Below are 782 nucleotides of genomic sequence, written 5' to 3' on the forward strand. Positions count from 1 at the left end.
AGCTGGGTTTCCCCATTCGGAAATCCTCGGATCAATGCCTGCTTACGGCTCCCCGGGGCGGTATCGTTGTTCGCCACGTCCTTCTTCGGCTCCTGGTGCCTAGGCATCCTCCGTGCGCTCTTACTAGCTTAACCAAWTGCTCGTGGTGATTCGGCTTGTSCGYCGTTTTCATTTTGTTTCCTCRATTTCCTAAGACATCAAGTGGTTGAAACAAAACGAAAAGAAGTCGCAACAATCTCGAACACCTTTCGCTTACRTAAAAACARCTTTAAAGGATGTTTCAGCAATTCTTTTCTTTCGTTATCCAGTTTTCAAGGTGCAATTTTGTCCATACTGCTTTCGCRGCAGGARTRTTAGATTAACATATTCGCTYGTTACAATCAACCACTAAAAGTTGGTAACTCACTTGTATGATTYAATCCGCTTGGCGACGTCCTACTCTCCCAAGACCCTGCGGTCTAAGTACCATCGGCGCTGAAGGGCTTAACGGTCGTGTTCGGTATGGGAACGCGTGGTTCACCTCCGCCATCGCCACCAAACGAATGACTAGACAYACTGAAAGAAAGCGTACTACAATTCCACGAAATCAGATCAGGCGCTAACGCCTCGTTCTTCATCTATGTATTGCTTTACTCTTTCAAAACTGACAACGAGTAAGCGATAAACTGCCAAGTTTATCCGAACCTCATCGGGTTCGGGTATTTCCTTAGAAAGGAGGTGATCCAGCCGCACCTTCCGATACGGCTACCTTGTTACGACTTCACCCCAATCATCTACCCCAC

At 47.1% G+C, this 782-nt stretch carries 3 rRNA genes; all 3 read right to left on the minus strand.

The annotated features are described in order from the left end of the window. Positions 1-134 (minus strand): 23S ribosomal RNA (locus AC1DM9_RS34365); the annotation flags it as partial. A 288-nt stretch (positions 135-422) separates the two neighbouring features. Next, positions 423-539 (minus strand): 5S ribosomal RNA (rrf, locus tag AC1DM9_RS34370). 171 nt (positions 540-710) lie between these two features. Further along, positions 711-782, minus strand: a 16S ribosomal RNA gene (locus tag AC1DM9_RS34375); the annotation flags it as partial.

It is taken from the genome of Paenibacillus sp. 01T431 (assembly GCF_056398625.1).